Source organism: Streptomyces sp. DH10 (assembly GCF_029813805.1).
Lineage (GTDB): Bacteria > Actinomycetota > Actinomycetes > Streptomycetales > Streptomycetaceae > Streptomyces > Streptomyces coeruleofuscus.
Genome location: NZ_JARVKU010000001.1, coordinates 551061 through 573887, shown reverse-complemented (window position 1 = coordinate 573887; position 22827 = coordinate 551061). Strand labels below are relative to the sequence as shown.

At 72.5% G+C, this 22827-nt stretch carries 23 protein-coding genes; 12 read left to right on the top strand and 11 right to left on the bottom strand.

Annotation, left to right across the window (positions count from 1 at the left end):
- Positions 1-170: 170 nt before the first annotated feature.
- On the top strand, positions 171-353 hold the full coding sequence (locus tag QC385_RS02430) for a hypothetical protein (protein ID WP_279539560.1): 183 nt from the start codon (positions 171-173) through the stop codon (positions 351-353).
- A gap of 99 nt (positions 354-452) precedes the next feature.
- On the opposite strand, the gene QC385_RS02425 is transcribed toward QC385_RS02430, so the two are convergent.
- Together QC385_RS02425 and QC385_RS02420 are read right to left on the bottom strand one after the other, a co-directional pair.
- Positions 453-1310: a hypothetical protein gene (locus tag QC385_RS02425; RefSeq protein ID WP_279539559.1), complete on the bottom strand. Its 858-nt coding sequence runs from the start codon at positions 1308-1310 to the stop codon at positions 453-455.
- 135 nt (positions 1311-1445) lie between these two features.
- Positions 1446-1742 carry a hypothetical protein gene (locus QC385_RS02420; protein ID WP_279539558.1) on the bottom strand — a complete coding sequence of 99 codons (297 nt, stop codon included), beginning with the start codon at positions 1740-1742 and terminating at the stop codon, positions 1446-1448.
- A gap of 98 nt (positions 1743-1840) precedes the next feature.
- On the opposite strand from QC385_RS02420, the gene QC385_RS02415 reads away from it, so the two are divergent.
- A complete protein-coding gene (locus QC385_RS02415) occupies positions 1841-2755 on the top strand; it encodes an oxygenase MpaB family protein (protein ID WP_279539557.1) in 915 nt (304 codons plus the stop codon).
- A gap of 63 nt (positions 2756-2818) precedes the next feature.
- On the opposite strand, the gene QC385_RS02410 is transcribed toward QC385_RS02415, so the two are convergent.
- Positions 2819-3418, bottom strand: coding sequence for a class I SAM-dependent methyltransferase (locus tag QC385_RS02410; protein WP_279539556.1), 600 nt, complete (start codon positions 3416-3418; stop codon positions 2819-2821).
- A 152-nt stretch (positions 3419-3570) separates the two neighbouring features.
- On the opposite strand from QC385_RS02410, the gene QC385_RS02405 reads away from it, so the two are divergent.
- The 5 genes from QC385_RS02405 (at position 3571) to QC385_RS02385 (ending at position 8583) form a co-directional block, all read left to right on the top strand.
- Entirely contained in the window at positions 3571-4344 is a 774-nt protein-coding gene (locus tag QC385_RS02405) for an MHYT domain-containing protein (protein ID WP_279539555.1), read from the top strand.
- A gap of 156 nt (positions 4345-4500) precedes the next feature.
- Positions 4501-7047: a sensor histidine kinase gene (locus tag QC385_RS02400; protein ID WP_279539554.1), complete on the top strand. Its 2547-nt coding sequence runs from the start codon at positions 4501-4503 to the stop codon at positions 7045-7047.
- Complete coding sequence (locus tag QC385_RS02395) at positions 7044-7481, top strand: roadblock/LC7 domain-containing protein (RefSeq protein WP_279539553.1); 438 nt, start codon at positions 7044-7046, stop codon at positions 7479-7481. The genes QC385_RS02400 and QC385_RS02395 overlap by 4 nt, the downstream gene beginning before the upstream one ends.
- A 22-nt stretch (positions 7482-7503) precedes the next feature.
- The gene (locus QC385_RS02390; protein WP_279539552.1) at positions 7504-7914 is read left to right on the top strand and encodes a DUF742 domain-containing protein; all 411 of its coding nucleotides are present in this window, start codon (positions 7504-7506) and stop codon (positions 7912-7914) included.
- Between the two features lie 63 nt (positions 7915-7977).
- Positions 7978-8583, top strand: a complete 606-nt coding sequence (locus QC385_RS02385) for a GTP-binding protein (RefSeq protein WP_150479414.1) — start codon at positions 7978-7980, stop codon at positions 8581-8583.
- Positions 8584-8598: 15 nt separating this feature from the next.
- Here QC385_RS02385 and QC385_RS02380 read toward each other — a convergent pair whose 3' ends face one another.
- The gene (locus QC385_RS02380) at positions 8599-9027 is read right to left on the bottom strand and encodes a PPOX class F420-dependent oxidoreductase (protein ID WP_279539551.1); all 429 of its coding nucleotides are present in this window, start codon (positions 9025-9027) and stop codon (positions 8599-8601) included.
- Between the two features lie 102 nt (positions 9028-9129).
- Between QC385_RS02380 and QC385_RS02375 the strand changes: the two genes are divergently transcribed.
- The 4 genes from QC385_RS02375 (at position 9130) to QC385_RS02360 (ending at position 11919) form a co-directional block, all read left to right on the top strand.
- Positions 9130-9543, top strand: a complete 414-nt coding sequence (locus QC385_RS02375; RefSeq protein ID WP_279539550.1) for a roadblock/LC7 domain-containing protein — start codon at positions 9130-9132, stop codon at positions 9541-9543.
- A 127-nt stretch (positions 9544-9670) separates the two neighbouring features.
- A complete protein-coding gene (locus QC385_RS02370) occupies positions 9671-10642 on the top strand; it encodes a DUF6397 family protein (RefSeq protein WP_279539549.1) in 972 nt (323 codons plus the stop codon).
- A 109-nt stretch (positions 10643-10751) separates the two neighbouring features.
- The gene (locus QC385_RS02365) at positions 10752-11123 is read left to right on the top strand and encodes a VOC family protein (RefSeq protein ID WP_279539548.1); all 372 of its coding nucleotides are present in this window, start codon (positions 10752-10754) and stop codon (positions 11121-11123) included.
- 10 nt (positions 11124-11133) lie between these two features.
- Positions 11134-11919 carry an Fpg/Nei family DNA glycosylase gene (locus QC385_RS02360; RefSeq protein WP_279539547.1) on the top strand — a complete coding sequence of 262 codons (786 nt, stop codon included), beginning with the start codon at positions 11134-11136 and terminating at the stop codon, positions 11917-11919.
- A gap of 46 nt (positions 11920-11965) precedes the next feature.
- Here the strand turns inward: QC385_RS02360 and QC385_RS02355 are convergent, their stop codons facing one another.
- From QC385_RS02355 to QC385_RS02345, 3 genes are all read right to left on the bottom strand, one after another.
- Positions 11966-12862: a DMT family transporter gene (locus QC385_RS02355; protein WP_279539761.1), complete on the bottom strand. Its 897-nt coding sequence runs from the start codon at positions 12860-12862 to the stop codon at positions 11966-11968.
- A gap of 127 nt (positions 12863-12989) precedes the next feature.
- A complete protein-coding gene (locus tag QC385_RS02350) occupies positions 12990-13862 on the bottom strand; it encodes an acyl-CoA thioesterase (protein ID WP_279539546.1) in 873 nt (290 codons plus the stop codon).
- Positions 13863-13899: 37 nt separating this feature from the next.
- On the bottom strand, positions 13900-16413 hold the full coding sequence (locus QC385_RS02345) for a DEAD/DEAH box helicase (protein ID WP_279539545.1): 2514 nt from the start codon (positions 16411-16413) through the stop codon (positions 13900-13902).
- A gap of 143 nt (positions 16414-16556) precedes the next feature.
- On the opposite strand from QC385_RS02345, the gene QC385_RS02340 reads away from it, so the two are divergent.
- A complete protein-coding gene (locus QC385_RS02340; RefSeq protein ID WP_279539544.1) occupies positions 16557-17351 on the top strand; it encodes a metal-dependent hydrolase in 795 nt (264 codons plus the stop codon).
- 35 nt (positions 17352-17386) lie between these two features.
- On the opposite strand, the gene QC385_RS02335 is transcribed toward QC385_RS02340, so the two are convergent.
- The 4 genes from QC385_RS02335 to QC385_RS02320 form a co-directional block, all read right to left on the bottom strand.
- On the bottom strand, positions 17387-17632 hold the full coding sequence (locus QC385_RS02335) for a type B 50S ribosomal protein L31 (protein WP_059418946.1): 246 nt from the start codon (positions 17630-17632) through the stop codon (positions 17387-17389).
- A gap of 35 nt (positions 17633-17667) precedes the next feature.
- Complete coding sequence (locus tag QC385_RS02330; RefSeq protein ID WP_279539543.1) at positions 17668-18138, bottom strand: DUF5709 domain-containing protein; 471 nt, start codon at positions 18136-18138, stop codon at positions 17668-17670.
- A 985-nt stretch (positions 18139-19123) separates the two neighbouring features.
- A complete protein-coding gene (locus tag QC385_RS02325) occupies positions 19124-20905 on the bottom strand; it encodes an ABC transporter ATP-binding protein (RefSeq protein WP_279539542.1) in 1782 nt (593 codons plus the stop codon).
- The gene (locus QC385_RS02320; RefSeq protein WP_279539541.1) at positions 20902-22707 is read right to left on the bottom strand and encodes an ABC transporter ATP-binding protein; all 1806 of its coding nucleotides are present in this window, start codon (positions 22705-22707) and stop codon (positions 20902-20904) included. The genes QC385_RS02325 and QC385_RS02320 overlap by 4 nt, the downstream gene beginning before the upstream one ends.
- Between the last annotated feature and the right edge of the window lie 120 nt (positions 22708-22827).

Genomic DNA, 22827 nt, shown 5'->3' with positions numbered 1-22827 from the left:
TCCTGCAACCTCTGGGTATGACTTGGCTGTGAAGTGGGTCACGATAGAGGTCTCAGGGGTGCCTAGGGGTAGCGCCTCAGGGATGTCTCAGGGTCGCGGTCAGGAACCGCCGCAAGCGCGGGCCCGTTTTCGAGACAGAGAGCGGCAGTGGCCGCGAAGGAGGCGACATCATGTCCAAGAACGCCAAGATCGCCGCAGGTGGTGTGGCGGTCGGGCTCGTCCTGTTGATCTGGCTGCCCTGGTGGGCAGCGCTCCTGATCATCCTGGGAGTCCCGGCAGCCGCGTATCTCACGCTGGACCCCTCGCAGCGGCGCCGGCTGCGCCGAGCCACCCGCAAGGAGCTGGGCCGTTGACGCGCTGACCCGCAAGGAGCTGGGCCGTTGACGCGCTGATCCGCATGGAGCCGGGTCGCTGACGCGCTGATGACCGGTGCGGCCGAAGGCCGCACCGGCTCAGTTCGGCCGTACGGCCATCTTGTCGAGGGCTTCGAGGAGACCCGGCAGCTCCGGCCCCCGGCCCACCGGCAGGATCTCCCCAGGTTCCTCGTCCAGCAGCACAAAGGCGATGTCGTCGGTCCTGGCCACGAGCGACCAGCCGGGACCGTCGGCCCGCAGGGTCCGCGCGTCACCCGGCGCGAACGACGACCGGACCCGGCCCAGGGGCGGCGGCGAGTCGATGTAGCCGCGGGCCTCCGCGAGGACGCGCCGGATGCCGCTGTGGCCCTGCTGCCTCTTCTCCCCGCCTCCGCCCGGACCGTCGGCCGTAGCGCCCCCGCCGCCCGGGGTCGCCGAGGGCCCCGGCGCCGGGAAGGCCGAGTCGTCGACCTGTTCCCGCCACGTCGCCCACTGAAGCGCGATCTCGTCCGCGCCCAGGCGCCGCTGGGCCGGACCCCAGACGGTGGTGTCCGGCGGGGTCAGCGGGGGCCGGTCGTCAACCTCCGGACCGGGATCGTGCGGCGCGGGCACTCCCGGCGCCGCCACGGCGACCGCGAGGGGCCAGCCCGGCAGGGCCGTGACGACCGTGCGCTCGTCGGGCGACAGCTCGTACTCCATCCCGCAGTCCCAGGACGCGATCGCGACGGCCACCAGGGAGACGTCGTCGATGACCACCGTCCACCGGGCTCCCTCGCCGTCCTGGCCTAGCACCAGCCCGTACCCGTCGGCGAGCGGCGCGAGGCCGAGCGCCGCGCACGCCTGCGGATAGTCGTCGCCCAGCACGCTCGGGAACTGCGCCGGCGTCAGCAGCACCGCTGTGAGCACGTAGAGCGCGTCGTCCGCGGCGGCGACGGTGTCCCCATCCGTCCCGGCCATCCCAGCCTCCCCATCGGTTCGTCCACCGGCGCGCACCCTAGTGCGCGCGGAAGCCGCTTGTCACGGCCTCGTGAGTGCCCCAGGAGCTGCCCTTTTCCGGCGGACGGGGCGAAACGGCCAACCGGACAGGGCTCGTCACTCCGCCGGAAGCCCCAGCAGCTCACGGGCCACGGTCCGGGGCGATTCCCCGCGTTCCCGTGCGAGCGCGACGACGGCCCGGCCGGCCAGCTCGTTCACCCCGAACGACAGCGCCTCGGGCGAGACCCAGCCGGCCGCCTCGTCGGCCCGCTCCTGGTCGTCCTCCGCGCTCGCCGTGACGTAGACGGCGGCCGCCTCGAAGAGATTGTGCGGACGTTTGCCCTCGCCCGCCTTCGGCTCCGTGCGCAAGGCGTGAGCGACTCTGTCTCTGGCCTTCCGGACCTTGCCCCACATGCTGACCACCTTCCCCCTGTGCGGATGTCCCGCCTGCCGGTCATCTCGCTGACTCCAACGTAAAGTTGGATCTCCGGTGACAGAAGGGGGACAGCACTGTGAAGCGCTTCGCACGGCTGGAACAGATACGGCGGATGGACCCCTACCGGGAGGCCACGGAGATCTACCGGCTGAGCGCGGCGTACGAGTTTCCCTGGGACTTCGCCCGCGCCCTGGAGCTGGCTTTGTACCGCACGTACGCCATCCCGAGCATCGGCCGGCTGCTCGCCGAGACGGGGGAGCTCACGGAGCGGACACAGAAGCGCTACGACGACACGTCGCTCCTCCTGGACGCCGTGGTCGAGCACGGTTTCGGCAGCGACCAGGGCAAGACCGCGATCCGCCGCATCAACCAGATGCACCGCAGCTACGACATCGGCAACGACGACATGCGCTACGTGCTCTGCACGTTCGTCGTGGTGCCCAAGCGGTGGATCGACGCCTACGCGTGGCGCAGGATGTCGCGCCACGAGATCGTGGCCGGTGCCGTCCACTACCGCACGCTGGGCCGGCACATGGGCATCAAGGACATCCCCGAGACCTACGAGGAGTTCGAGAGCTGCCTCGACGGCTACGAGGCGGCCCACTTCGCGTGGGACGAGGACTCCCGGCGGGTCTCGGACGCCACGCTCGACCTGATGTCGTCCTGGTACCCGCGCCCGCTCGCGCCGCTGCTGCGCACCACGACCCTCGCTCTGCTCGACGACTCTCTGCTGCGTGCCTTCCGCTACACCCCGCCCAGTGCCGCCACGCGCGCATGTGTGCGTCGCGCGGTACGGCTGCGGGGCCGCGCCGTCCGTCTGCTGCCGCCCCGGCGCGCCCCGCACTTCGCCGGCCAGAACCGGGAGATCAAGGGCTATCCGTACGGCTACCGGCTCGACGACCTGGGCACGCGCCCGGTCCCGGGCGTCCGGGGCTGCCCCGTGCGGCACGTCGCGGCGTCGGACGCCGAGGCCGGTGACGCGGCCGGGTGAGGGAGCGGGGTGAGGGAGCCGGGTGACGCGGCCGGGTGGGAGGGAGCCGGGTGACGCGGCAGCTCAGTCCGCGCGGGCGGCGAGCGCCAGGAAGCGGGAGTCCTCGTCGACATACGACGTCAGCCGCCACCCCGAACCGGCCAGCAGCGGCCGGAGGTTGGGCTCGGCGCGCAGGTCGTGCGGGGTGAGCGGGCGGCCGTGGCGCGCGGCCAGGGCCGCCCTGCCGATCGGGTGGAACAGCGCCAGCACACCACCGGGACGCACAACGCGCGCCAGCTCCCGCAGATTCTCGGCCGGACTCGGCAGATGCGAGATCAGGCCCGCCCCGAAGACGGCGTCCAGCGAATGCGAGCGCAGCGGCAGCGCGGCGACGTCCGAGAGCAGCAACGCCCCCTCACGGTCCCGTCCGGCCCGCACGGCCTCCCGCAGCATGACCGGGGTCAGATCGGCCCCGAGCACCACTCCCGAGGGCCCCACTGCGGCACGCAGCGGCGGCAGAGCGCGTCCGGTGCCGCACCCCGCGTCGAGCACGCGGTCGCCCGGGCGCAGTCCGAGCTCGGCGACCGCGGCGGCGTAGGCCGGACCGTCGTCGGGGAACCGGCTGTCCCAGTCGGCGGCGCGGGCGGTGAAGAACTCCTGGACACGCGTCTGGTCGTCGCTCATGTACGGCATGATTCCTCACCGGCACGGATGACGCCTCAGTGCACACGTTCGAGCGTGACCCGATCGTTCCGGTACAGCCTTGCGTCATATTCCAACACCTTTCGAAATGCGCCCCCTTTGTGCGCCCCTGCCGGGTCTAGCGTCCCGGGGTCATGGGACACCTGGACCACGCCGCCCTGGGGTGGCTGACCCCCGCGCTGTCGTACGTGATGGCCTGTATAGGCGCCGCCCTCGGGCTGCGCTGCACCGTCCGCGCGCTCGCCGCCACCGGGCGCTCGCGCCGCAACTGGCTCGTCACCGCCGCCTCGGCGATCGGCACCGGCATCTGGACCATGCACTTCGTGGCCATGCTCGGTTTCAGCGTCGTCGGCACCGATATCCGCTACGACGTGCCGCTCACCCTGCTGAGCCTGCTCGTCGCCATGGTCGTCGTCTGCGCCGGCGTCTTCGCCGTCGGCTACGGCAGGGACCACGGCCGGGCCCTGCTGATCGGCGGGCTCACCACCGGCCTCGGCGTCGCCAGCATGCACTACCTGGGCATGGCGGCCGTCCGCCTGCACGGTGACGTCGACTACGACCCGGTGCTCGTCGGGCTCTCCGTCCTGATCGCCGTCGTCGCCGCGACGGCGGCTCTGTGGGCGGCGCTCAACATCAAGTCGCCCGTCGCGGTCACCATCGCCTCCCTGATCATGGGCGCGGCCGTCAGCAGCATGCACTACACCGGGATGTTCGCGGTGAGCGTGCGCGTGACGCCCTCCGGGGAGGCACTGCCCGGGGCCACGGCGATGCAGTTCATCTTCCCCCTCGCCGTCGGCCTCGGGTCCTACCTCTTCCTGACCTCCGCGTTCGTCGCCCTGTCGCCGACGGCAGGGGAGCGCGAGGCGTCCGCGTCGGCCCAGCGGCCGGTCGAGACCGTCGCCCGTTAGCCGCCCCCCCCGCGACCGAGGCCCGGTGTGGCGGGCGACAGACCCTCCGGGCGGCACACCCCACGGTCACGGTCTGGACGGCAGACAGAGCAAGCCCGCACGGCACGCCCTGAAGCCGGGGTGACACGCCCCGAACCACCCCCGAGCGAGGAGTCCATGCGTACACCCCGTAGGACCCCCACAACCGGCCCCGAGGCGCCGCCCCCGCCCGTGCGGGGTCGCCGCGCGCACGCCGGACCACCAGCCGACGAGGACTCCGAGACGCCCTCGGGGACCGCCCCGGACGGGATGCCCACGCGCGCGGAACGCTGGCACATACGCCCCCGTACCGTGCGCGCCAAGATCGTCTGCCTGCTGATGGTGCCGGTCGTCTCCCTCCTGGCATTGTGGGCCCACGCCACCGTCACCACCGCCCAGGACGTCTCCCGGCTACGGCAGGTCCAGCGGGTGGACGCCATGGTCCGCGCCCCCGTCTCCGCCGCGGTCGCCGCCCTCCAGGCCGAACGCGCCGCAGCGGTACGCCGCGCCACCGACCCCTCCGCAGCGGGGACCGACGAGCTGGAGGAACTCGCCCGGCGCACCGACCGGGCCGTCGCGAAACTGCGGCTCGGCGAGAACAGCACCGTCGCCGACAGCGAGGAACTGCCCGCCGGAGTCGCCCGCCGGCTGGAGGCGTTCGTCACCGGTGCCGAGCAACTGCGTCAGCTGCGGACCGAGGTGCGGGACCGGCGCGCGGGCTGGGCCGAGACGTACGACCGCTACACCCGGACCATCTCCGAGGCCCTCGGCGTCGGCGGTGCCCTCACCGGCATCCAGGACGCCGACCTCGGCTCCGACGCGCGCGTGCTGCTCGAATTCTCCCGGGCCGGCGAGGCACTGGCCCGGGAGGACGCGCTCCTGGCGAGTGCCCGCCTGTCCGGGACGCTGACCGGGGAGCGGCTCCGGCTGTTCACCGGCGCCGTCGACCTGCGCCGCACCCTGACCGAGTCGGCCGTCACCGACCTGCGCGGTACCGAACGCTCCGCGTGGAACGCCCTCGCCGACAGCAGTGCCTACGCCGGGCTGGGCGACGCCGAGGACGGGATCCTCGCCGGCGGGCCGGGCGCCAAGGCGATCGAGGCGGTACCCGAGAGCACCTGGAACACCGCCCACGCGCGCGTGCAGAACGGTATGCGCACGATCGAGGACGACGCCGCACGAGGCGTCGCGCAACGGGCCGACCCGTTCACCCGGGGACTGCTCACCCCGGCCGGCGCGGCCGTCCTGCTCGGCCTCGCGGCCGTCGCCGCCTCGCTCGTCATCTCCGTGCGCATCGGCCGCGGCCTCGTGGTGGAGCTCGTGAGCCTGCGCAACAGCGCGCTGGAGATCGCCCGGCGCAAACTCCCCGAGGCCATGCGGAGGCTGCGCGCGGGCGAGGAGATCGACGTCCGTGCCGAGGCACCGCCGGGTCCGTCCGCCGAGGACGAGACCGGACAGGTCGCCGAGGCCCTGGCCACGGTCCACCGTGCCGCGCTGCGGGCCGCCGTCGAGCGCGCCGAACTCGCCAGCGGCATCTCAGGCGTCTTCGTCAACCTCGCCCGCCGCAGCCAGATCCTCGTCCACCGGCAGCTGAGCCTCCTCGACAGCATGGAACGTCGCTCCGACGACCCGAACGAGCTGAGCGACCTCTTCCGTCTCGACCACCTCACCACCCGCATGCGGCGTCACGCGGAGAGCCTGATCATCCTCTCCGGAGCGGCCCCCGGCCGGGCCTGGCGCAGGCCCGTCTCCCTGACCAACGTGGTCCGCGCGGCCGTCTCCGAAGTGGAGGACTACGCGCGCGTGGAGGTACGGCAGCTCCCCGAGGCGGCTGTCGTGGGCGCGGCCGTGGCCGACCTCACGCACCTCCTCGCGGAGATCATCGAGAACGCCGCCCAGTTCTCGCCGCCCCACACGCGCGTGCGCGTCACCGGCGAACCCGTCGGCAACGGCTACGCGGTCGAGGTCGAGGACCGCGGCCTCGGCATGGGCAAGGAGACCCTCGCCGAGGCCAACCGCCGCATCGAGCAGTCCGAGGCGCTCGACCTGTTCGACAGCGACCGGCTCGGCCTTTTCGTGGTCAGCAGGCTCGCCGCCCGGCACGGCATCAAGGTCCACCTGAGGACCTCGCCGTACGGCGGCACCACCGCGGTCGTCCTGGTGCCCACCGCCCTGCTGCACACCGGGGCGGCGGAACGTGCCCACGGTGAAGCGGAACGTGCCTACGGCGAAGCGGCGCACGCGCGGCAGCCCGAGGAACGTGCCCACGCGCGCGTGCCCGACGGCCTCCCGCATCAGGACACCGCTCCCGACGCCGTCCCGGCACCGGCCGACCGGCGCGCCCTGGTGGCTCCCGTCCCGGCCGCCGCGGAGACCACGAGCCACACCCCACCCCCAGGAGTCGCCACCTTGCGACTGCACCGGCCCCAGGAGCAGCCCGAAGGCTCCGACGACCTCCCGCGTCGCGTGCGGCAGGCCAGCCTCGCTCCCCAACTGCGCGAGGGGCGCCCCGAGGAGCCCCCGCCCTCGCCCGCGCCCCGGGACGACGAACGCACCCCCGAGCTCGTCCGGGACCGCATGGCGGCGTACCGCGCCGGCTGGACGCGCGGCGGCGGCAGGCGGCCCGGCCGCGGAACCACTCCCGGCCCGAAGGGCAGCGACAGCTTCGAAGGAGACCCCGCATGATCCAGAACCCGAGTACCCATTCCGCCCGGAGCTCCGGCGAACTCGACTGGCTGCTGGACGATCTGGTGCTCCGCGTGAGCGAGATACGGCACGCCGTGGTGCTGTCCAACGACGGCCTGGCCGTGGGCGCCTCGACCGACCTCCGCCGCGAGGACGCCGAGCACCTCGCCGCGGTCGCCTCGGGCTTCCACAGCCTCGCCAAGGGAGCCGGACGCCACTTCGGTGCGGGCGGTGTCCGCCAGACCATGGTGGAGATGGACGAGGGCTTCCTGTTCGTGGCCGCGGCGGGCGACGGATCCTGCCTCGCCCTCCTCACCGCAGTGACCGCCGACATCGGCCTCGTGGCGTACGAGATGGCACGACTGGTCAAGCGCGTCGGCGAGCACCTCGGCACCGCGCCGCGCGTCGGCGCCCGGCCGCCCGCCGCCGGATGAACCGAGAGGGCGGTCCGCGCAGATGACCGAGGACATGACGGGCACCCCGCCCGACCAGGGCAGCCAGTGGTACGACCACGAGGCCGGCCCGCTCGTCCGCCCCTACGCCATGACGGGCGGCCGCACCCGGCCCGGCCCCACCGGCGTGCGGTTCGACCTGATCGCCCTGGTCACGCTGGACCCGGCCGCGCCCGGCGTGGACGACGTCCCGCTCGGTCCGGAACACCGGACTCTCCTCGACCTGTGCCGTACGGAGACCCAGTCGGTCGCCGAACTCGCCGCGGGCGCGGACCTGCCCGTGGGCGTCGTCAGGGTCCTCCTCGGCGACCTCCTGGAACTCGGCAGCGTCACCGTCAGCCGCCCCGTGCCGCCGGCACAGCTGCCCGACGAGCGCATCCTGCGCGAGGTGATCGCGGGACTGAGGGCGCTGTAGGCGCCGGCACACCGCCCACGTACTCACCTCACCCCTTGCCGGCACTCCCGAGAGAAGTGATCAATGGTCTCCGAAGACTCCGACGCCACCGGCGGCGACACCTCCGCACTGGCGCTGAAGATACTGGTCGCCGGCGGGTTCGGCGTGGGCAAGACCACCCTGGTGGGCGCCGTCAGCGAGATCCGGCCGCTGCGCACCGAGGAACTGCTCAGCGAAGCCGGTCAGTTGGTGGACGACACCGACGGTGTGGACCACAAGACCACCACGACCGTCGCCATGGACTTCGGACGCATCACCATCCGCTCCGGCCTCTCCCTGTACCTGTTCGGCACGCCGGGCCAGGACCGGTTCTGGTTCCTGTGGGACGAGTTGTCGCAAGGGGCGCTCGGCGCGGTGGTCCTCGCGGACACCCGTCGCCTGGAGGACTGCTTCCCCGCGGTCGACTACTTCGAGCACCGGCGCATCCCGTTCGTGGTGGCCGTCAACTGCTTCGCGGGCGCCCGGCGGCACGGCGCTCAGGACGTCTCGCGCGCCCTCGACCTCGACCGCGGCACGCCCGTGGTGTTGTGCGACGCCCGGGACCGCGACTCGGGAAAGGAGGTGCTGATCCGACTCGTCGAGTACGCCGGGCGGATGCACACCGCCCGGCTCCTCGACTCGGTCGGCTGACCGGGTTCCTCTCCGTCAGTCCGCGACGTCCCGCTCCGCCAGGACCCTGTCGATGGTGACACGGACGAGGAGTTCACCCGGGACGCCGTTGCGGGCGCCGAACTCCTCGGCGCGCTCCTCGCCCATGTACCGGGCGCCGATGCGGGTGGCCCAGCGCCGTATCTCGTCGAGGTCCTCCGAAACCCGGGCGCGGCCCCGCACCACCACGAAGGAGTACGGCGGCCGGTCGTCGTCCACGCACAGGGCGACCCGGCCGTCACGGACGAGATTGCGCCCCTTCACGCTGTCCTTGCCGGTGTTGAACACCAGCTCGTCGCCGTCCAGGACGAACCAGATCGGGGTCACATGCGGGCTCCCATCGGCGCGGACCGTGGAGAGCTTCGCGGTGCGGGTGCCGTGGGAAACAAACTCCCGCCATTGCGCGTCGGTCATCTTCTCTGCCATGGCTCCCATCCTCCTTGCTCCGGCAGCGGTCGTGGGGAAGGCTGGCGTGGAGATCCTCCGGCCAGGAGGAGAATCGCACGGGGAGAAAACGGGGAGATCGGAATGGCGCAGAACCAGGGACTGGACTGGCTGCTGGACGACCTGACCGAGCGCGTCCACCATGTGCGGCACGCACTGGTCCTGTCCAACGACGGCCTGGTGACAGGGGCGAGTACCGGCCTGCGCCGCGAGGACGCGGAGCACCTCGCGGCCGTGTCGTCCGGACTGCACAGCCTGGCCAAGGGCTCGGGACGGCACTTCGGCGCGGGCAGCGTACGCCAGACGATGATCGAGTTCGACGACGCGGTGCTCTTCGTCACCGCAGCCGGCACGGGCAGTTGTCTGTGCGTCCTCAGCGGCGCGGAGGCCGATATCGGCCAGATCGCCTACGAGATGACACTTCTCGTCAACCGGGTCGGCGAGCACCTCGACGTGGATGCGCGCCGGCCCGAGCGGAAACCGGAAACAGGCATCTGACCTGCACGTTCGTCACCCCCCCGCGGAGTTATCCACAGGCTCGCAGTGAGGTGCGCCGAAGCGGCTACGGTTTTTTCACGGCAACCGCACACGGCGTGAGCCGCCGACTCCACGGGGGAGACCGACCATGTCAGGCACCATCGCGAAACCCGACCGCCTCACCTGCGCCCCCAGCCGGGCCGCCCGCGAACTCGATCTCAAGCGGGGGGAGTTCGACCTGGCGGTGAATCTCGGGCTCATCCGGACCGTCCCCGGCGAAGGAGGCGGAGGCCGACGGGTGGCCCGCGCCGAGCTCGACCGGCTGCGCGCCGAGGACGGCTTCCCGGACGCGCTGCGCGAGCGCGTCGCGACCGCGGGAACCAACGAGGGCGCCAAGCTCCTGGACGTGACGCCCACCAGGTTCACGAGCCTCGCGCGCTTCGGCCTGCTGGTGCCCGTGCGCTTTTACCTGAACCGCTACCGCACCGTCGCATGGCTGTATCTGGCCGAGGAGCTACGGCAGTTCGCGGCCGAGGAGAGCAACGCCCGGCTGCTGACCGGCCGCGTGCCGGCGGAGATGCGGGAACGGCTGAAGACGGGGCTGGACCGGCGGCCCCGCAACTGGCGGGGACGGCACATCGGGTTCCTGCTGCGACAGGCGGGAGACGACCCGTGGGCGCACGCGGCGGCCGTCGCCTGCCTCCTCGACCCGGCCGACGTGGCGGAGGTCGTAGCGGACCCGTACGAGCGCGACCACCTGAACCGCTGCCGCCCCCGGCTTCCGGCACACGGCGCGCCCGGCTCACCCGCCGCCGACCGGGCCCAGGAACTCATGACGGCGAGCGAGCCGGACGAAGTGGCCTGGTTCCGTGCGGATCTCGCCCACACGATGGAAACGGCCCGAAGGCGCCATCCGGCACCACGCCCGGCCCCGGAACAGGCCCCAGAGCACGTACGGGCCGCAGGGCAGGTACCGGACCCAGGGCAGGGACCGGCCCCCACCTCGGCGCCGGAGCCGATCGCGGCCCCGGCGAAACACCGGCCCGTGCCACCGGACCACGCGTCTTCCCACGGCCTCCTGGGCTGGCTGCGCCGCAGAGGCCGGCGGCCTACGGGGTGACCGCGCCGCTGCCCGGGCGGAGCGCGCGCCAGCCACTTGCCCGATAAGCGATGAGTTTCCGGATGCATCCCGGTCCGACCTGTGAGGAGACTATGTCCGGGAGGCGATCATGTTCGGTACCACGAAGGCATACAGCGGTTTCTCCGTGAACGACATCGAGGCGGCCAGGAAGTTCTACGGCGACACGCTGGGACTCCGCGTCTCGGAAGAGCACGGCATGCTGATCCTGCACATCGCGGGCGGCCGGGACATCCTGGTCTACCCGAAGGAGAATCACACCCCGGCGACCTACACCATCCTCAACTTCCCCGTCGACGACATCGAGGCGGCGGTCGACGAGCTGAGCAGAAGGGGGGTGCGCTTCGAGCGCTACGACCACCTCAAGGCGGACGACAAGGGCATTTTCCGCGGCGGCGGTCCGTTGATCGCCTGGTTCACCGACCCGGCGGGGAACGTGCTGTCCGTCCTCCAGGAATCCTGACCCGTCGGTCATGCCCGAGCTGCCCGATGTCGAGGGCTTCCGGCAGGTGCTCGAGTCCTGTGCGAAGGGACGCGTCGTGCGGCACGTCGACGTGCGGGACGCGGGCGTCCTGCACGGGGTCGGGGTCCGGGGTCTGCGTGAGGCGCTGGAGGGCCGGCGGTTCGGCACCCCGGAGCGGCACGGCAAGTGGCTGCTCGCCCGCACCGGCGGCCCCACCCTGGTGCTGCACTTCGGCATGACCGGCCGGCTGGTCTGCGCTCGTCCCGAGGACGCCGTCGAGCCCCACGACCGTGTGCTGTTCACCCTGGGCGGCAACCGTCAGCTGCGCTTCCGGGACCAGCGCAAGCTCCAGGGCCTGTGGCTGGCCCACGACGACTCCGACCTCGACCGGCTGCTGGGACGGCAGGGCCCCGACGCGATGGCGGTGGACCGAGCGGATTTCGAGGCCATGCTCTCGTCACGCCGAGGCCACCTGAAGACCGCGCTCACCGACCAGTCCGCCCTGGCCGGCCTCGGCAATCTGCTCGCCGACGAGATCCTGTGGCGTGCCCGGCTGCGCCCCGACCGACCGGCGCGTGAGCTCACCCAGGACGACCGCCGTCGCCTGTACAGCGAGATGCGCAGAACCCTGCGGTCCGCCGTCAGCGCCGGTTGCGTGCCGCCGCGGGACTCCTGGCTCACCGGACACCGTGACGACCCCGACCCCAGGTGCCCGCGCTGCGGCAGCGGTCTGCGCCGGTCCCGTATGGCGGGCCGGGGGACGGTGTGGTGCCCGCGGTGTCAGCCGGAGGGGTGATCCGTGCGGCCAGGTCCCCCCGCGTGCGGCGCGCCGTCGGAGACCGTCACGGCACTCCCGCCGTCCGGCGTTCCTCGTCCGGTGCCACGAGCGACTGTGTGAACGGAATCCGCGACAGGGCGAGCACCCCCGCGGCGATCAGCGCCACGCCGAACAACTCGGGCAGCAGCCACCACCCGGTGCGGACCGTCTCCTCGTACAGGGTGATGCCGAGGGCGAGGCTCACCATCGCGTCGCCGAGGGTGAGCGCGGGCTGTGAGGCGACCAGGGGACCGGCCTGCATCGCGTTCTCCAGCAGGAACAGCGCGCACACGCCCGTCGCGGCGAACGCGTAGGTCTGCCAGGCGGTGAGGAAACCCACGAGTCCCTGCTCGTCGAGGATGTGGGTGGAGGCCTTCATCAGCGCCGCGGTCACCGCGTAGCTGATCGCCGTCGCGCCTCCCAGACACGCCGCCCGGGCCCGGCCCTCAGGGCGGCGCAGGGCGGCGACGGCGAGGCCGGCGACCGCCCCGGCGCACACGGCGAGCGCGGGGATCCAGCGGTCCAGCTCCACATGGGTGCGATTGCCGGCGGGGGAGGCGGCGGCGAGCGCGACCGCCAGTCCGGCCACCACCACCGTCACGGCCAGCCAGCCCGCGCGCGGCAGATGCCGGTGCATCAGCAGCGACGCGACGACGAGGGTCAGCGGCAGCTCCAGCACGAACAGCGGCTGCACGATCGTCAGCGGACCGGTCGCCAGCGCCAGCGCCTGGCAGACGGCGGCGCCGATCACCGCGAGGATGCCGGCCAGCCAGACGGGCCGGCGCAGCAGGTCGGTGATGAGCCCGGCCCTGAGCCCCTGGGAGCGCGGCACGGTGAGGGCCGCCTTGCGCTGCAACACCGTCGCGACGGCGTTGCTGAGGGCCGCGCAGACCGCGAAGACGACGGGGAGCACGGTGTGCAGCGTGGTCACCTCCCGGACCGGCGGGCGTGTGACGCCGGCAGAGTGCCTCCTCCTGCCATGGTCGCCGGAACCGGGCACGGGCGCGATCGGAGCCCCGGACAGCGGCTCCGACCCGCACATGACCAGGTCAGCCGAGCTTGCGGAAGAGCCCCTCCTGCACGACCGACACGACCAGCCGGCCCTCACGGTCGTAGATCCGGCCCCGGGCCAGACCGCGGCCGCCGACCGCGATGGGCGACTCCTGGTCGTACAGCAGCCAGTCGTCGGCGCGGAACGGGCGGTGGAACCACATGGCGTGGTCCAGTGACGCCATGTCGAAGCCCCGCGGGCCCCACAGCGGCTCGACCGGGATGCGGACCGCGTCCAGGAGGGTCATGTCGCTGGCGTAGGTGAGGGCGCAGGTGTGCACGAGCGGGTCGTCGCCGAGCGGGCCGACCGCGCGCATCCACACGGCGCTTCGCGGCTCGGCGTCCGCGACCTCCTCGGTGGTCCAGCGCAGGCGGTCCACGTAGCGGATGTCGAAGGGCTGGCGGCGGGCCATCCGCTCCAACTGCTCGGGCAGCGCGCCCAGATGCTCCCGGATCTCGTCCGTGACCGTGGGCAGGGACTCCGGGTCCGGGACCTTGCGGGCCGGCGGCAGCTGGTGCTCGAAGCTGCCCTCCTCCGGCTTGTGGAAGGAGGCGGTGAGATTGAAGATCGTACGGCCCTGCTGCACGGCCGTGACCCGGCGGGTCGTGAACGACCGCCCGTCGCGCACCCGCTCGACCTGGTAGACGATCGGCACGCCTGGGATGCCCGGGCGCAGGAAGTACGCGTGCAGCGAGTGCACGGGACGGTCGCCGTCCGTGGTGCGGCCGGCGGCGACCATGGCCTGGCCCGCCACCTGGCCGCCGAAGACCCGCTGGAGGGACTCCTGCGGACTGCGGCCACGGAAGATGTTGACCTCGATCTGCTCCAGATCGAGCAGGTCGACCAGTCTCTCGGCCGGGTTCGTCGTCATGCGTGGGATTCTCCTGTGTTCGCTGCTGCCGGGCCGTTCACAGCTGGCCGACGTCGGTGACCCGGACGATCGCTCGGCCCTCCGCGTCCGAGGCGGTCAGGTCGACCTCCGCGCTGATGCCCCAGTCGTGGTCGCCGTTCGGGTCGTGGAAGATCTGCCGGACCCGCCACAGGGCATTCTCCGGCTCCTCCTCGATGATCAGCAGCTTGGGGCCGCGGGCGTCGGGGCCGGTGCCGAGGTCGTCGTACTCGTCCCAGTACTTGTCCATCGCCTCGCCCCACGCGTCGGCGTCCCAGCCGGACTCCGCGTCCATCTCGCCCAACTCCTCGACCTGGTCTAGGGCGGCCAGCTCGACCCGGCGGAACATGGCGTTGCGGACCAGGACGCGGAAGGCGCGCGCGTTGGCCGTGACCGGCTTGACCTCGTCGGCCTTCTCCTGCGCTTCCTCGGCGGTCATCACCTCGGGGTTGGCGAGCTGCTCCCACTCGTCCAGCAGGCTGGAGTCGACCTGGCGCACCATCTCGCCCAGCCACTCGATCAGATCCTGGAGGTCCTCGGACTTGAGGTCGTCGGGGACCGTGTGGTCGAGGGCCTTGTAGGCGCTGGCCAGGTAGCGCAGCACGATGCCCTCGGTGCGCGCCAGCTCGTAGTGGGACACCAATTCGGTGAAGGTCAGCGCCCGTTCGTACATGTCCCGGATGACCGACTTCGGCGACAGCGGATGGTCGCCGACCCAGGGGTGGCTCTTGCGGTAGGTGTCGTACGCGTGGAAGAGCAGCTCCTCCAGGGGCTTCGGATACGTGATGTCCTGGAGGCGCTCCATGCGCTCCTCGTACTCGACGCCGTCCGCCTTCATCGCGGCGACGGCCTCGCCGCGCGCCTTGTTCTGCTGGGCGGCGAGGATCTGCCGCGGGTCGTCCAGGGTCGACTCCACGACGGACACCATGTCGAGCGCGTACGACGGCGATTCGGGATCCAGCAGCTCGAACGCGGCCAGCGCGAACGTGGACAGCGGCTGGTTGAGCGCGAAGTCCTGCTGGAGGTCGACGGTGAGGCGGACGACGCGGCCGGTCGCGTCCGGCTCGTCGAGCTTCTCGACGATGCCGCCGTCCAGCAGCGAGCGGTAGATCGCGATGGCCCGGCGGATGTGCCGCAGTTGCTGCTTGCGCGGCTCGTGGTTGTCCTCCAGCAGGTGGCGCATCGCCTCGAAGGCGTTGCCGGGGCGGGCGATCACCGACAGCAGCATCGTGTGCGTCACCCGGAACCGGGAGGTCAGCGGCTCCGGTTCGGAGGTGATGAGCTTCTCGAAAGTCTGCTCCGACCACGCGACGAAGCCCTCGGGCGCCTTCTTGCGGACGACCTTGCGGCGCTTCTTCGGATCGTCGCCCGCCTTGGCGAGCGCCTTCTCGTTCTCGACGACGTGCTCGGGCGCCTGCGCGACGACGAAGCCCTCCGTGTCGTAACCGGCCCGCCCGGCACGGCCCGCGATCTGGTGGAACTCCCGGGCGCGCAGGGTGCGGACGCGCGTACCGTCGTACTTGGTGAGGGCCGTGAACAGCACCGTCCGGATCGGGACGTTGACGCCCACGCCGAGCGTGTCCGTGCCGCAGATGACCTTCAGCAGGCCGGCCTGCGCGAGCTTCTCCACCAGGCGGCGGTACTTGGGCAGCATGCCGGCGTGATGGACGCCGATGCCGTGCCGGACGTAGCGGGAGAGGTTGCGGCCGAACTTCGTGGTGAAGCGGAAGTTGCCGATGAGGTCGGCGATCTGTTCCTTCTCCTCGCGCGAGCACATGTTGATGCTCATCAGCGCCTGCGCCCGCTCCACGGCCTGCGCCTGCGTGAAGTGCACGATGTAGACGGGCGCCTGCCGGGCTGCCAGCAGGTCGGTGAGCGTCTCCGTGAGCGGGGTGTAGCGGTACTCGTACGACAGGGGCACAGGGCGGGTCGCCGAGCGGACCACCGCGGTCGGGCGGCCGGTGCGGCGGGTGAGGTCCTTCTCGAAGAAGGAGACGTCGCCCAGCGTCGCCGACATCAGCACGAACTGCGCCTGCGGCAGTTCCAGGATCGGGATCTGCCAGGCCCAGCCGCGGTCGCCCTCCGCGTAGAAGTGGAACTCGTCCATCACGACCTGGCCGACATCCGCCTGCTTGCCGTCGCGCAGCGCGATCGACGCGAGTACCTCGGCGGTGCAGCAGATCACGGGGGCGTCGGAGTTGACGGAGGCGTCGCCGGTCAGCATGCCGACGTTCTCCGTGCCGAAGATCTTGCACAGTTCGAAGAACTTCTCCGACACCAGCGCCTTGATCGGGGCCGTGTAGAAGGTGACCTCGTCCCGGGCCAGCGCGGCGAAGTGCGCACCCGCCGCGATCATGCTCTTGCCGGAACCGGTGGGCGTCGACACGATCACGTTCGCGCCGGAGACCACCTCGATCAGCGCCTCCTCCTGGTGGGGATAGAGCGTGAGACCCCGCTCACCGGCCCACGACTCGAAGGCTTCGTACAGGGCGTCGGGGTCGGCGGTCCGCGGCAGCTGATCGATGAGGGTCACGCCCCCATCTTGCCTGGCCTCCCGCCCGATGCGGGAATCGGCTGCGGGCACGAAGATCGCGAACGCTACGCTGTGTCGCCGACGGGATGTCACGCGCCGGTCAACTGGACAGCGGTACACGAGGAATGGGGCGGGCAGCGCCGATGATGGGACCAGCACACTCACTGTCGGGCGGCGCCGCCTGGCTCGGCGTCGGTGCGGCGGCCGCCGCGGCCGGGCACCCGATGCCCTGGCCGGTCCTCCTCGTCGGCGCCCTGGTCTGCGCCGGTGCCGCGCTCGCCCCGGACCTCGACCACAAGGCGGCGACCATCTCGCGGTCCTTCGGACCGGTGTCGCGCTGGCTGTGCGAGATCGTCGACAAGCTGTCGTACGCCGTCTACAAGGCAACGAAGAAGCAGGGCGACCCGCGTCGCTCCGGCGGGCACCGGACGCTCACACACACCTGGCTGTGGGCGGTGCTGATCGGTGCGGGCACCTCGGTCGTGGCGATCACCAGCGACCGCTGGGGGGTGCTGGCGATCCTCTTCGTGCACATGGTCCTGGCCATCGAGGGTCTCCTGTGGCGGGCGACGCGCGGCTCCAGCAGCGAGGTCCTGGTGTGGCTGCTGGCCGCGGCCACCGCGTGGATCCTCGCGGGTGTGCTGGACCAGCCGGGCAACGGCGCGGACTGGCTGTTCACGGAGCCGGGCCAGGAGTACCTGTGGCTGGGGCTGCCGGTCGTGCTGGGCGCGATCGTGCACGACATCGGGGACGCGCTGACCGTCTCCGGCTGCCCGATCCTGTGGCCGATCCCCGTCGGGCGCAAGCGCTGGTACCCGGTCGGGCCGCCGAAGTTCATGCGGTTCCGGGCGGGCAGCTGGGTGGAGCTCAAGGTGCTGATGCCGGTGTTCATGCTGCTCGGCGGGGTGGGCTGCGCGGCGGCGCTCAACGTCATCTGAGCGAGTACCTGCCGAGCCGGAGGAGAGGACAGGGTTCAGCGGCCGCCGTACCGGCGCTCGAACGCGGCGACCCGGCCCTCCGAGTCCACCGTGCGGGCCTTGCCCGTGTAGAAGGGGTGGCTCTCCGAGGAGATCTCCACGTCCACGACCGGATAGGTCTCGCCGTCGTCCCACTCGATGGTCTGGTCGCTGGTCGCGGTGGACCGGGTCAGGAAGGCGTAACCGGCGGCCCGGTCGCGGAAGACGACGGCGTGGTAGTCGGGGTGCTTGTCCTGCTGCATGGCTGCTCCTCGTGCGGCTCGGGTCGGTTCTGCGATCAGCCGGGCAGGACGTCCTCGTCGACGATGTGCACGGCTGCCTCCTCGGCCGACGCCGCCGCGCCGTCGATGCCCACGTCCATGGCGACCAGCGCGCTCTCCTCGTCCTCGTGCGCGCCCTCGTCGGGGGCCACGAGCCGGCCGGAGCGGGCGGCGCCGACCTCGTTGTCCAGGAGTTCCCCGTCGGTGCCCTGGCAGTCCCCGAGACCGTCACCGTCCGGGGCGACGGGCTCCGGCAGCTCCTCGGCGAGCCGCTGGTCCAGCGTCTCGCCCCGCTGGCGCTCCGCCGCGGTGACGCCGCTGTGCTCCACGGCCCAGGGCCGCTCGGGAGGGGACCAGCCCCGGTCGAGGGGATCGTCGACGCCGTCGTACTCCAGGGTGTCCTCGGCGTCGAGCAGCCCCGTGTCCTCTCTCTGCTCGGATGGTTCCGGCTGGTAGACGTCATCGCCCCAGCCGTCGGAGCTCTTCACGGGTACCTCCAGGGGGTGGGGCGGGCCCGTTCACACCGGGGCCCGCGCCGGGCCGCCGCCACATGGAGCACTGACGCCGCCCGCCGCCGGACCGCTGCCGCGGTTCCCGGGCGATCCCCCGAGCCGGTGCCTGTTTCCAGCCTTCCACCCTGCCTCGGGACCGCGCAACGCCACGGCACGCCTCCGGCGGTCACCGGCCAGGGGACGGGCAGACCCGGGCCCCGGCCCGTGCCCCGGCCTCGGCTACGGCCCGGCCCCGGCCCCGGCCCGGTCCCGCCTCTGGTCCGGCCCCGGCCCCGGCCCCGGCTCCTGCTCGGCTCTGGTCAGGCTCCGGCTCTGGCCCGGTCCCGGCTCTGGCCCGGTCTCGGCTCCTGTCCCGGCTCCGACTCGGCCCCGGTCTCGGTTCCGGGCCGGCCCCGGGTCACCTCCGGAGATGCCCCCTGGGGGAGGTGACCCCCTGGGGGAGGCGGCGCCCGGAAGCGGGCCCACGGGGCGGGGCCGTCCGGAAGGCGGGTCCGACCCAGGTGCCGGACCCAGCGGAGCCGGGCCATGGGCGGGACCGGACCCTCCCGGACTGGACACTCCTCGCGTGGTCCGGTCCCGCCTGGTGGGGCCCCTCCTGGTCCGGTCCCCTCTCGGTCCGCGCACGCCTGGTCCGGTCCCCTACCCGCTCCGGGCCCGTCTGGTTGGGTCCCTCCTGGTCCGGTCCCCTCTCGGTCCGCGCACGCCTGGTCCGGTCCCCTCCCGCTCCGGGCCCGCCTGGCCCGGTCCCTCCTGGTCCGGTCCCCTCTCGGTCCGCGCACGCCTGGTCCGGTCCCCTCCCGCTCCGGGCCCGCCTGGCCCGGTCCCTCCCGGTCCGGCCCCACCCAATCCGGCCCCGCTCAGAGAACCAGTCGTTCGGGACACCGTGTCGCCCCGGCCAGGCCCGCCGAGGCTCCGCGTCTCACGACGTCCCTGGCAGCGTCGGCACCGTTGTCACCGGCTGTCAGCCGTGCCACGACCTCCACAACGCCGCGTACGCCCCGTCCGCCGCCACCAGTTCCTCGTGGCTGCCCAGTTCGCTGATGCGGCCGTTCTCGACGACGGCGATGACGTCGGCGTCGTGGGCGGTGTGGAGGCGGTGGGCGATGGCGACGACCGTGCGGCCGTCGAGGACCTTGGCCAGGGATCGTTCCAGGTGGCGGGCGGCGCGTGGGTCAAGCAGGGACGTCGCCTCGTCCAGGACCAGGGTGTGCGGGTCCGCCAGCACCAGGCGGGCCAGGGCGATCTGCTGGGCCTGGGCGGGGGTGAGCGTCAGGCCGCCCGACCCGACCTCGGTGTCCAGGCCGTCGTCCAGTGCCCGGGCCCAGCCGTCCGCGTCGACCGCGCCGAGCGCCGCCCACAGCTCGGCGTCGCCGGCGCCGGTCCGGGCGAGCCGGAGATTGTCGCGCAGGGAGCCCACGAAGACGTGGTGCTCCTGGTTGACGAGGGCGACGTGCGCGCGGACGCGTTCCGCCGGCATCCGGGACAGCTCGGCGCTTCCCAGGGTGATCCGCCCGTCCCGGGGCGTGTAGATCCCGGCGAGCAGCCGGCCCAGCGTCGACTTGCCCGCACCCGAGGGGCCGACCAGGGCCAGCCGCGTGCCGGGGGAGACCTCCAGGGACACCTTGCGCAGGACGTCCACCCCCTCCACATAGCCGAAGTGCACCCGGTCGGCGTGCACATGGCGTCCGTCGGGGGACACGGAGGGGTCGCCGGCGTCCGGCTCGATGTCCCGGACGCCGACGAGCCGGGCCAGCGACACCTGGGCCACCTGGAGCTCGTCGTACCAGCGCAGGATCATGCCCACCGGGTCGACGAGCATCTGGGCGATCAGCGCCCCCGTCGTGAGCTGGCCGACGTCGATCCAGCCGCGCAGGGCGAACACGCCGCCGAGCAGGAGGACCGAGGCGAGCACGGTGACGTGGGTGACGTTGACGACCGGGAAGAGCACCGACCGCAGCCACATCGTGTAGCGCTCCCAGGCCGTCCACTCCCGGATCCGGCGCTCCGACAGCGCGACGCGCCGGTCGCCGAGGCGGTGCGCCTCGACGGTGCGCCCGGCGTCCACGGTCTCGGCGAGCGCGGCGGCCACGGCGGCGTACCCGGCGGACTCCGAGCGGTAGGCCGCCGGTGCCCGCCGGAAGTACCAGCGGCAGCCGGTGATCAGCAGCGGCAGGGCGAGCAGCACGGCGAGCGCCAGCGGCGGTGCCGTGACGACCAGCCCGCCCATCAGCAGCACCACCCACACCACGCCGATCGCCAGTTGCGGCACGGCCTCGCGCATGGCGTTGGCCAGCCGGTCGATGTCCGTGGTGATCCGCGACAGCAGATCGCCGGTCCCGGCCCGCTCCAGCACGCCGGGCGGCAGCCCGACCGACCGTACGAGGAAGTCCTCGCGCAGGTCGGCCAGCATCCGCTCGCCCAGCATCGCGCCCCGCAGCCGCACCTGGCGGACGAACAGGGCCTGGACGGTCAGCGCCGCCACGAACAGCCCCGCGGTGAGTTCCAGCCGCAGGTCCTGCGCCCCGTCGGACACCCGTTCCACGACTCCGCCCAGCAGCCAGGGACCGGCCATCGAGGCGACGACGGCGACCGTGTTCACGACGACGAGCAGCAAGAACGCCCGGCGGTGCCGGCGCAGCAGTTCGGCCACGTAGGCGCGGACGGTCGTGGGGGCACCGACCGGCAGGGTGTTCGCCGTCGTCGGGGCCGCCGGGTCGTACGCCGGTGGCGCCACGCCGATCATGCCTTCTCCTCGATCTCTTCCAGTTCGTGCAGGACGTCCTTCAGGGCGACGGAACCGGTCAGCGCGACCTCGTCGTCCGTCTCGCGGGTGACCACCGCCCGGTAGCGGGGCTCGGTGTGCAGCAGTTCGCGATGCGTGCCGGTCGCCACGACCTCGCCGTCGTGCAGGAACACGACCCGGTCGGCGCGGTCCAGCAGCAGCGGCGAGGAGGTGAACACCACGGTCGTGCGCCCCGCGCGCAGCTCCCGCACGCCCTGTGCGATCCGTGCCTCGGTGTGCGAGTCGACGGCCGAGGTCGGCTCGTCCAGGACGAGCACCTCCGGATCCGTGATCAGCGACCGGGCGAGCGCGAGGCGCTGGCGCTGGCCGCCGGACAGGGACCGGCCGCGTTCGGTGATCCGGGCGTCCATGGGGTCGGCGGCGTCCACCGAGCCCTGCACCAGCGCCGCCAGCACGTCGTCGCACTGCGCGGCGGCCAGCGCCGCCCGCGGTTCTACGGCGCCCGACGCGGGTACGTCGAGCAGTTCCCGCAGCGAGCCGGAGAGCAACACCGGGTCCTTGTCCTGGACCAGGACGGCCGTACGGGCACAGTCCAGCGGGAGTTCGTCGAGCGGCACGCCGCCCAGCAGCACTGACGTGCCCTCCTGCGGCGGGTGTCCGCCCAGCCGTTCCGCCAGCCTGCCCGCCGTGTCCGGGTCGCCGCACACCACGGCGGTGAGCAGGCCGGCGCTCGCGAGCAGCCCGGTGTCCGGGTCGTACAGGTCTCCGGAGGGGAGGCCGGCCTCGCGCGACCCGGCGGTGTCCGTGGCCCGCTCCAGCGCCAGCACGCCCGCGGCGCGTTTGGCGGACGGCCGGGAGAAGGAGTACGCCATGGCGATCTCCTCGAAGTGCCGCAGCGGATAGGTGAGGACCATCACCGAGCTGTAGACGGTGACCAGTTCACCGACGGCGATGCGGCCCTGGCGCGCCAGGTGCACGCCATACCAGACGACGGCGATCAGCAGCAGTCCCGGCAGCAGGACCTGGATCGCGGAGATCAGGGACCACATCCGGGCGCTGCGCACCGCCGCGTGCCGGACCTCCTGGGAGGCGCGGCGGTAGCGGTCGAGGAACAGTTCCTCACCGCCGATGCCGCGCAGCACGCGCAGACCGGCGACGGTGTCCGAGGCGAGTTCGGTGGCGCGTCCGGCCTTCTCGCGCTGGACGTCGGCGCGCTGGGTGGCGCGGGGCAGCAGGGGGAGCACGGCGAGCGCCAGCACGGGCAGCCCCACGGCGACGACGACGCCGAGCGCGGGCTGGTAGACGAGCAGAGCGGCGCAGACCAGCACGATGGTGACCAGTGCGGCGGTGAACCGCGACCAGGCCTCCACGAACCAGCCGATCTTCTCGACGTCACCCGTGGAGACCGCCACGACCTCACCTGCCGCGACGCGCCGGGTCAGCGCCGAGCCCAACTGGGCGGCCTTGCGGGCGAGCAGCTGCTGGACGCGGGCGGCCGCCGTGATCCAGTTGGTGACGGCGGTGCGGTGCAGGAAGGTGTCGCCGACCGCGTTGCCGACGCAGGCCAGCGCCAGCAGGCCACCCGCCAGGGCGAGTTGCTCGCCGGAGCGGTCGACGACGGCCTGTACGGCGACACCGACGCAGAACGGCAGCGCGGCGACGGAGGCGAAGTGCAGCAGCCCCCAGGCCAGTGACTTGAGCTGCCCGTCCAGCTGATTCCGGAAGAGCCACCACAGGAATCGGGGACCCGAACGCGCGTCCGGCACGCCCGGGTCGGGGTACGGAAGGTCTTGAATCTGCATGACGTCCCAGTGGCTCGTGTCAGGGGGAATGGGGGATGAGGGAGGGAGGATGGGGGGATGGCGGGATCGGGGGATGGGGGTCCGGCCGAGGGCAGCAAACCGTGACAGGTTCGCTTCGCC

What these genes read in the sequence shown, in the direction of transcription:
- QC385_RS02430 (WP_279539560.1), top strand. Translation starts at nt 171, where the DNA reads ATGTCCAAGAACGCCAAGATCGCCGCAGGTGGTGTGGCGGTCGGGCTC.
- QC385_RS02425 (WP_279539559.1), bottom strand. Translation starts at nt 1,310, where the DNA reads ATGGCCGGGACGGATGGGGACACCGTCGCCGCCGCGGACGACGCGCTC.
- QC385_RS02420 (WP_279539558.1), bottom strand. Translation starts at nt 1,742, where the DNA reads ATGTGGGGCAAGGTCCGGAAGGCCAGAGACAGAGTCGCTCACGCCTTG.
- QC385_RS02410 (WP_279539556.1), bottom strand. Translation starts at nt 3,418, where the DNA reads ATGAGCGACGACCAGACGCGTGTCCAGGAGTTCTTCACCGCCCGCGCC.
- QC385_RS02405 (WP_279539555.1), top strand. Translation starts at nt 3,571, where the DNA reads ATGGGACACCTGGACCACGCCGCCCTGGGGTGGCTGACCCCCGCGCTG.
- QC385_RS02400 (WP_279539554.1), top strand. Translation starts at nt 4,501, where the DNA reads ATGCGTACACCCCGTAGGACCCCCACAACCGGCCCCGAGGCGCCGCCC.
- QC385_RS02395 (WP_279539553.1), top strand. Translation starts at nt 7,044, where the DNA reads ATGATCCAGAACCCGAGTACCCATTCCGCCCGGAGCTCCGGCGAACTC.
- QC385_RS02390 (WP_279539552.1), top strand. Translation starts at nt 7,504, where the DNA reads ATGACCGAGGACATGACGGGCACCCCGCCCGACCAGGGCAGCCAGTGG.
- QC385_RS02385 (WP_150479414.1), top strand. Translation starts at nt 7,978, where the DNA reads ATGGTCTCCGAAGACTCCGACGCCACCGGCGGCGACACCTCCGCACTG.
- QC385_RS02380 (WP_279539551.1), bottom strand. Translation starts at nt 9,027, where the DNA reads ATGGCAGAGAAGATGACCGACGCGCAATGGCGGGAGTTTGTTTCCCAC.
- QC385_RS02375 (WP_279539550.1), top strand. Translation starts at nt 9,130, where the DNA reads ATGGCGCAGAACCAGGGACTGGACTGGCTGCTGGACGACCTGACCGAG.
- QC385_RS02370 (WP_279539549.1), top strand. Translation starts at nt 9,671, where the DNA reads ATGTCAGGCACCATCGCGAAACCCGACCGCCTCACCTGCGCCCCCAGC.
- QC385_RS02365 (WP_279539548.1), top strand. Translation starts at nt 10,752, where the DNA reads ATGTTCGGTACCACGAAGGCATACAGCGGTTTCTCCGTGAACGACATC.
- QC385_RS02360 (WP_279539547.1), top strand. Translation starts at nt 11,134, where the DNA reads ATGCCCGAGCTGCCCGATGTCGAGGGCTTCCGGCAGGTGCTCGAGTCC.
- QC385_RS02350 (WP_279539546.1), bottom strand. Translation starts at nt 13,862, where the DNA reads ATGACGACGAACCCGGCCGAGAGACTGGTCGACCTGCTCGATCTGGAG.
- QC385_RS02340 (WP_279539544.1), top strand. Translation starts at nt 16,557, where the DNA reads ATGATGGGACCAGCACACTCACTGTCGGGCGGCGCCGCCTGGCTCGGC.
- QC385_RS02335 (WP_059418946.1), bottom strand. Translation starts at nt 17,632, where the DNA reads ATGCAGCAGGACAAGCACCCCGACTACCACGCCGTCGTCTTCCGCGAC.
- QC385_RS02325 (WP_279539542.1), bottom strand. Translation starts at nt 20,905, where the DNA reads ATGATCGGCGTGGCGCCACCGGCGTACGACCCGGCGGCCCCGACGACG.
- QC385_RS02320 (WP_279539541.1), bottom strand. Translation starts at nt 22,707, where the DNA reads ATGCAGATTCAAGACCTTCCGTACCCCGACCCGGGCGTGCCGGACGCG.